Raw genomic sequence first — 7,172 nt, forward strand, 5'->3', positions numbered from 1 at the left:
GCTAAGGTCTTCATCTTCAATAAGCTTTGTCAATATATCCCTAAAGTAGTGAATTGTAAGATAATCTCTATCTTTGAGTGTTAGGATTCGATTACTAAATTCGTTGAAGTTACAATTATCATTATAGAAACCTTCGTAATAATTAAATTTAGGATGATAAAACCCTAAGTAATAGAGAGCCGGTAGTGTGTCAAATTTATTCACCTTGTATCAATCGGCAATAAGCCTTGCTTTTAATTCATAACGATTTATTCTTATCTTATCCAGCCATACCACCTACACTAACAACATCTAACTTTCTAATCTATAGGCTACGCTAACGCTCGCAGCTACTCATGCTATAACTATCTCCGTAGCGATGACAGACAACTTTCTACAGATGTGCGGCAAATTTCTACCGATATCCAACAACTTTCAGCTCAACTAAAAAAAGTCGAAGAACGGGTACAAATTGTCGATAGCCGCATTAATACGATCGATTTGCGTCTGGAGGGGATATCTAGAGATATTGTGGGCTTACAAACAGAGCAAAATCGTATTAAAGAATATCTATTCAATCGTCCCCAATAGTAATCTAGCGGACGAGAATTTCCCGTTCGCTAGATTATTGGCATTATCAATATCGATTTAGAGCGAATCAGAAAAATCGCTCTAAATTTTACTCGCCAATCTTCAGTAATTCTACATCAAAAATTAATGTTGCATTTGGTGGAATTACACCACCAGCACCTGTCGCGCCGTAACCCAATTTCGGTGGAATAGTTAATTTCCGCCGCTCGCCGACTTTCATTGTACTGAGAGCTTCATCCCAACCAGCAATTACTTGTCCTTGACCGACGATAAAACTAAAAGGTTCGTTGCGATCGCGCGAACTATCAAACTTTTTACCATTGGTAAGCGTACCAGTGTAATGAACGAAAACTTTTTGTCCTGGCTTGGCCGTAGCTCCTTTCCCTGCTTTGAGGACGGTATATTTCAAGCCGGAAGGAGTCGTAATTGTTTTGGAATCCTTATTTATTACCACCGCTAGCACATTGGCTAATGGCTGTTGCGCTGAGACTCTGGTAAAGGCAGTTGCAGCGGTATCGCTAATCACAAATTGTAAAAAAGCACTGAGAACGCCAGAGCTAAGCATCCCAATCGAACTAAATATCATCTTTCTCATTAATGCACCTCAATTTCTAGTTACTTAACATATCACACATCAATCTTAGTGCAGCTCATCTCGATCGGCGATCGAGTAGACGATCTATAAAACCAAGAGAATAATTAATCATAATTATCCTCTTAGTCGAAATTGACGATCGAGATGTTATTAACCGACTAACTCTTTGATTGGCTCTGAATTAGTTGCTAATTTCTTTTCCCACGCTAAGGCTGTTCGCACGATCGTATCGAGATCGTTGAAGCGGGGTTGCCAACCCAAGATTTCGGTAATGCGATCGTTGGCTGCGATCACACAAGCTGGGTCGCCAGCACGGCGTTCGGCTTCAATCACTGTAAAATCGACGCCGGAGATCTCTTTAACTTTTTCAATGACTTCCCGGACGCTGTAGCCTTGCCCATAGCCACAATTGAGAGTCTGACTGGGACGATCGCTATTTAGATAAGTGAGCGCATCGACGTGCGCTCTAGCCAGATCGTCAATATGAATATAGTCGCGAATGCCAGTGCCATCTGGGGTATCAAAATCAGTACCAAAGATATCAACATGCGATCGTTGACCTAATGCGGCATCGCAAGCAACTTTGAGCAGATGACTGGCTTTTTTGCCCGTTTGACCCAAACTACCACCGACTTCCGCACCAGCGACGTTAAAGTAACGCAGAATTACATACCTGAGATCGGAAGCTACCGCATAATCTCTAATCAAGCGTTCGCTCATCAGTTTAGAACTGCCGTATGGATTGAGCGGTTGCGGATTGGTTTCTTCGGTAATGGGATTGACTTCTGGTTGTCCGTAGACTGCCGCCGTACTAGAAAAGATTAATTTGTTAACGCCAAATTGTTGACAGCAGTGCAGAAGATTGAGAGTATTAGCTGTATTATTACTATAATATTCGAGTGGTTTAACCACTGAATCTGGCACAGAAATGCTAGCGGCAAAGTGCAATACAGCATCGAAGTGATGCTTGGCAAAAATTTCTGCTAGTTTCTGTCGATCGGCAAGATCGCCTACAACTAACTTACCATAAGTTATAGCGTCGGTGCTACCAGTAGACAAGTTATCGTAAACGACCAGATCGTAATTAGCCTCACCCAATTGTTTGATGGTGTGGGAGCCGATATAGCCAGCACCACCCGTAACTAAAATTTTCTTCTTCATTATTAGGCTAGATTATAGATAGTATGTAGAGAGCAAGTTAGTAGAATCGGCAATTAAGTTAGACTCAATAGCTAAATATTCAGTAAATTCACTGATGCGGAAGACTTAGTTTTTTACTGTCAGTTAGATAACTAATTCCGGCAACAACTAACACTACTATAACTTCTTATTTTATACAATCAATCGAATTGCCGATCGTGCCGCAGCTAAGCCTAACGCTTTGCAGGCCGACAGTCTAATTGTCTAGATGCTATACCGCGAGCTGTCGCGTCGAGCGTCATCAAATTGCTAGGATCGATCGTGATATTACCAACGCTACTTCCAACGTTTGGCTAATAGCTGCTCCTCTAGAGCGGCAATCCGGTTGTAAGCAGCAGTGAGTTGCGCTGTCAGACGTTGGATCTGGATTTGGGGAGCTAGATCTTGCTCTTTGATCTGGTGGTGACTGATTTCCACACCACTACTGTCGATCAAAATATCCTGCTGGGCAATCGCCCATTCACTGGCATCTCGCCGATAAGTCGTACCACTAGGTAGATCGGCGTATCCCTGGCTGCGATAGTTAGTTGCTGAGGACATCTGCCGCGCATCCCCGCTGAGTGACTCTTCACGATCGATTGGGTACTTGACGGAGGTTTCTTCCTTACTGACAATCTGAGGATCTAGATTCTCAAAGACATGCTGGTTCAATCGATCGATGATTTGATAAACTCGATCGACTTTGCGTGTCAAGATACTAATCTGTTGTTGGATTGATTCCATCTTTTACCTGCAGATAACTCCCATCGATCTTAATTAATAGAGCGATATTTTTTGACTTATTGCTGAATTATTTAACTTTTGGTAAATGTTACATTCATAATTATTAATTAATTGTAAAATAATTTATTCAGACCTGGCGGACAAATAGCAATTATTATTTAAGGATATTTAATTGCGATCGAGCAAGCTGGCGGTAATATAGCTAAGACGAACGACCGGCTCGATGGCTTTCCCAGTCTACGGGCTAGGCGATCGGGCTGCTGGTAATTTTCGCGATCTAGTAAAGAAAGATCGGCGGGTTCGAGCTGTTTGTTTGCGGCAATCTTGCTAAAATAAGAACCGAATCTCCTTTTAAAACGTACCTACTTAAGAAGTATTGCTAAAAAATGCTAGAAATTCAAGACTTTTTTGCGGCTTGTGTGGGTGCATGGAAAACCGAGCGGACTTATCATTACCCACTGCATAACGAAGTAGAACGCTCCTATACTGAATTTAACGTATCAGCATTGACTGTGGCCGAAAAACAGCGAATTTCTTCAGATTTTTTGCCCGCTGGCAGTATGTCAGCTACCGTGGAGATCGATGATTTTCCTGGCTTTAGGATTGGCTTTTCTACGGTTTCAGAGAAAGGAGAGCGCGTTGCGATGAATCTTAAGGCTATATTCGTACCAGATCGGGCAATCGTCGCTCCACAGCTATTACCTACCGATCCACTGGCTCCAGCGATGCCACTTACTGCCGAAATCCTCGATAGTACGGAAGTTATTCGAGGGTTATATCTGCGCGATGAAGGTTACTCAGAGACAGGTGCGATTACTGGTCGATTCACCTATCTACCCAGTCGCCAAACTCTAGAATTAGTCACATATTACAGTCGATCGGTAGCAGTAGACCAATTACGGCTGATTTCGCCCACGACGCGGCTCCGCACGATCGTCACCTATCAACGCCCTCAGCCAGGTGAAGTGCCGACAGTTGTTAATCTGGTTGGATTTGGACTCGAACAGAAGAGTTAGATCGTCGATCGTCGATCGACGATCGAGGTTTAGAAAGACGCTTGCGTTTTAAAGCCTAAAACCTAAGAGGATGTTTGGAAAGTCCAATTGCTACGTTTGCAGCGGGCAGATCCCCCTGTCTTGTCTCGCTTTTATGTGCAGGGGAACCCCGCCCATAGCGAGCCGCTAAATCCTCCTTAAAAAGCGGATGCGCGTACTGTTCGGGTTCCCCGACAGTGTAGCGCACCAAGCGGGGGACTTTAATTCTGGTTCCCCCCTTTTTAAGGGGGGCTAGCTAGGGGGGATCTTCCAGGGTTGACGAGTGATAATCCATACTTTCCAAACATCCTCTAAGTATCGATCGAATTCATTCTAAAATTTATGTTTTGGCTGTATAGAATCTAATGTCCCAACATACTAACGATCCTCAGTCTTATTTAGGATTTGATTGTGCGGATTTGTCTCCATCGGAAGCTTATCGATTGCTCAACCATGTAGTTTCGCCACGCCCGATCGCTTTTGTCTCGACACTTTCTAGAGATGGCATTCCCAATTTAGCCCCGTTTAGCTATTTTATGGCAGGTGGACTCAACCCGCCCTCGATCGCCTTTTCACCTACTACCAATCGTCACGAACAGCCCAAAGATACGCTCCGAAATATTTGCGATACGGGCGAGTTTGTTATCAACGTCGTCAGTGCTGGGATGCAAGATGGTGTCAATATTGCCTCACTCGATTTTGAACCCAGCGTGAGTGAATGGGAACGTGCTGGATTTACCCCGGCATCGACAACTAAAGTCCGCCCCGCACGCGTCGCCGAGAGCTTGATGGCGATCGAGTGTCGGTTGTTTCAAATCGTTTCTCACGGCTCAGGTGCGAATGCGGCTAACTATGTCATCGGCGAGGTGGTGTACTTTCATATCGCCCCACAATTAATGGTAAATGGTGAAATCGATCCGGCTCAAGTCCAATATCTCAGTCGGATGGGCGGTAATTGGTACGATCGCGCGAGTGCCGATTCGATGTTTGAATTAGCACGTCCTCGGCTCGAATCTTAGCAATAACCAGCGTAGTTAATAGGCAAGCGGAATTACATTCGATCGCCAATACCCTCGATCTCGTAGCAGTTGCTTGAAGTGAGCAACTTTCTGTTTGTGGGTCATCGATTTAGCTCTTACAATTAGAATATTTGACAATAGACATATCATAAAACCCTATTTAAAATTTTATGACCGCACAACTACCAACGATCGACACATCAGGTACATTGCAGCTTTGGGATTGGATTATTAAGCCGCTTGAATATTTGCATAATTACGATCGCCAATGTGGCGACATCTTCCAGGTGAAGATGTTCGGACCGCTCAATCGCGCGGTTTTAATCAGCAACCCCCAATTGGTACAGCAGCTCTTAACCAACGATACCAAACAATTTTCCGCACCTGGTTCGCGCAACCGAATCTTGCAGCCTTTTTTAGGCGATCGCGGAGTCATTTTATTAGATGGAACCGAACATCGTCAGCGGCGGCAATTATTGATGCCACAGTTTCACGGCGATAAAATTCGGACTTATACCGAGCTGATTTGCAAAGTGACACAAGATTTAGTCGCTAGTTGGCGCACAGGTGAAACGATCGATCTCCGCGAGCAAATGCAGTCGATTTCATTGTCGGTAATTTTACAGGCGGTATTTGGACTTTACCAAGGCGAACGCTACGATTTAATTCGGGTTAAATTAATCGAAGTACTAGGATTAATCGAATCACCAATTAATGCCAGTTTCTTGCTCATTCCGGTATTACAACAAGATTTAGGAGCTTGGAGTCCGTGGGGGCGATTCTTACGCGATCGAGCAGAACTCGATCGGCTATTGTATGCCGAAATTGCCGATCGACGTCGTAATTACCAACCAGATCGCGCTGATATTTTAACTTTATTAATCGGCTCTCAAGATGCTGATGGTAATGGCATGAGTGATGTTGAGCTGCACGATGAACTGATGACGCTGTTATTTGCCGGACATGAAACGACGGCGACAGCGATCTCATGGGCGATTTATTGGGTAAATTATCTACCAGAAATTAAGGAAAAACTCCTAGCTGAAATCGCCACTTTAGGTGTCGAAAGAGATCCGATCGCGATTAGCCGTTTACCATATCTCAATGCTGTCTGTTCGGAAACGCTGCGAATTTATCCAGTCGCACTGCTAACCTTTCCCCGCATTGCTCAGGAACCAGTATCTTTGCAAGGTTATGAGATCGAGCCAGGGACAATCGTTTCTGGGTGCATTTATCTCACCCATCATCGCGAAGATCTCTATCCCGAACCCCATTTATTTAAGCCAGAACGCTTTTTAGAACGCCAATTTTCGCCGTACGAATTTTTGCCGTTTGGGGGTGGTAGTCGTCGTTGTATCGGGATGGCACTGGCGCAATTAGAGCTGAAGTTAGTATTAGTTGAAATTCTCTCTCATTGCCAGCTCGAACTCACTGGTAAGTTACCCGTAGCCCCCGTACGTCGCGGCATTACGCTAGGGCCAAAGGGGGGAATTCAGGCTAAAGTTATTTCGACAAATTAACGATCGCTGGTAAACGATCTCGGAGTATTACCGCTCGTTCTCTCTAACTTATAATTCCAAAATTACTGGGGTGTGGTCGCTGGGTTTGACTAGTTTGCGCGGCTCGATATCGATCTTACAACTCTTGGCTCGATCGAATAAATCTGGCGTTAGATACAGATGATCGATCCGCCAACCGCGATTGCGCTCGAATCCCTGTTGGCGATAATCCCACCAGCTAAAGTTTCCCCCAGTAGATGTAAATTTCCGAAAGCTATCTTGGAAACCTAAATCGATCGTCGATTTGCGTAAAAGTTCGCGTTCGGTAGCTGTTGCCATCACTCGATCTAACGCTACAGTTTTGCTGTGAATATCGATATCGTCCAAGGCAATATTAAAGTCTCCACACACGCAAATTGACTGATGAACCGCCGTCATTGTGGTTTTTAAATACAAACCCAATAATTTCAACCACCGTAGCTTGTAGGCGTATTTATCGCTGTCGATCGCGTTCCCATTCGGCACATAGAGA

At 44.4% G+C, this 7,172-nt stretch carries 9 protein-coding genes; 4 read left to right on the forward strand and 5 right to left on the reverse strand.

Features of this window, described 5'->3' with window-relative positions:
• The coding region (locus tag RMO84_RS19720; protein ID WP_310490142.1) for a hypothetical protein at positions 1-204 on the reverse strand (204 nt) is incomplete at its 3' end.
• Between the two features lie 177 nt (positions 205-381).
• On the opposite strand from RMO84_RS19720, the gene RMO84_RS19725 reads away from it, so the two are divergent.
• Complete coding sequence (locus RMO84_RS19725) at positions 382-570, forward strand: hypothetical protein (protein ID WP_310490143.1); 189 nt, start codon at positions 382-384, stop codon at positions 568-570.
• Positions 571-658: 88 nt separating this feature from the next.
• On the opposite strand, the gene RMO84_RS19730 is transcribed toward RMO84_RS19725, so the two are convergent.
• The 3 genes from RMO84_RS19730 to RMO84_RS19740 all read right to left on the reverse strand — a co-directional run bounded on the left by RMO84_RS19730 (position 659) and on the right by RMO84_RS19740 (position 3,088).
• Complete coding sequence (locus tag RMO84_RS19730) at positions 659-1,165, reverse strand: FKBP-type peptidyl-prolyl cis-trans isomerase (RefSeq protein ID WP_310490144.1); 507 nt, start codon at positions 1,163-1,165, stop codon at positions 659-661.
• Positions 1,166-1,315: 150 nt separating this feature from the next.
• On the reverse strand, positions 1,316-2,326 hold the full coding sequence (gene galE, locus RMO84_RS19735) for a UDP-glucose 4-epimerase GalE (RefSeq protein WP_310490145.1): 1,011 nt from the start codon (positions 2,324-2,326) through the stop codon (positions 1,316-1,318).
• Between the two features lie 315 nt (positions 2,327-2,641).
• Complete coding sequence (locus tag RMO84_RS19740) at positions 2,642-3,088, reverse strand: hypothetical protein (RefSeq protein ID WP_310490146.1); 447 nt, start codon at positions 3,086-3,088, stop codon at positions 2,642-2,644.
• Positions 3,089-3,474: 386 nt separating this feature from the next.
• Between RMO84_RS19740 and RMO84_RS19745 the strand changes: the two genes are divergently transcribed.
• The 3 genes from RMO84_RS19745 (at position 3,475) to RMO84_RS19755 (ending at position 6,661) form a co-directional block, all read left to right on the forward strand.
• Positions 3,475-4,104: a phycobiliprotein lyase gene (locus tag RMO84_RS19745; protein ID WP_310490147.1), complete on the forward strand. Its 630-nt coding sequence runs from the start codon at positions 3,475-3,477 to the stop codon at positions 4,102-4,104.
• Positions 4,105-4,487: 383 nt separating this feature from the next.
• On the forward strand, positions 4,488-5,141 hold the full coding sequence (locus tag RMO84_RS19750; protein WP_310490148.1) for a flavin reductase family protein: 654 nt from the start codon (positions 4,488-4,490) through the stop codon (positions 5,139-5,141).
• 170 nt (positions 5,142-5,311) lie between these two features.
• Positions 5,312-6,661 (forward strand): cytochrome P450, encoded by a 1,350-nt coding sequence (locus RMO84_RS19755; RefSeq protein ID WP_310490149.1) that lies wholly within the window; start codon positions 5,312-5,314, stop codon positions 6,659-6,661.
• 48 nt (positions 6,662-6,709) lie between these two features.
• On the opposite strand, the gene RMO84_RS19760 is transcribed toward RMO84_RS19755, so the two are convergent.
• On the reverse strand, positions 6,710-7,172 hold a 463-nt coding region (locus RMO84_RS19760), incomplete at its 5' end, for an exodeoxyribonuclease III (RefSeq protein ID WP_310490150.1).

Source organism: Chamaesiphon sp. VAR_69_metabat_338 (assembly GCF_031423935.1).
Taxonomy (GTDB): domain Bacteria; phylum Cyanobacteriota; class Cyanobacteriia; order Cyanobacteriales; family Chamaesiphonaceae; genus Chamaesiphon.

Coding starts and splice junctions, on each gene's coding strand:
- RMO84_RS19730 (WP_310490144.1), bottom strand. CDS start 1,165: ATGAGAAAGATGATATTTAGTTCGATTGGGATGCTTAGCTCTGGCGTT.
- RMO84_RS19740 (WP_310490146.1), bottom strand. CDS start 3,088: ATGGAATCAATCCAACAACAGATTAGTATCTTGACACGCAAAGTCGAT.
- galE (WP_310490145.1), bottom strand. CDS start 2,326: ATGAAGAAGAAAATTTTAGTTACGGGTGGTGCTGGCTATATCGGCTCC.
- RMO84_RS19750 (WP_310490148.1), top strand. CDS start 4,488: ATGTCCCAACATACTAACGATCCTCAGTCTTATTTAGGATTTGATTGT.
- RMO84_RS19755 (WP_310490149.1), top strand. CDS start 5,312: ATGACCGCACAACTACCAACGATCGACACATCAGGTACATTGCAGCTT.
- RMO84_RS19745 (WP_310490147.1), top strand. CDS start 3,475: ATGCTAGAAATTCAAGACTTTTTTGCGGCTTGTGTGGGTGCATGGAAA.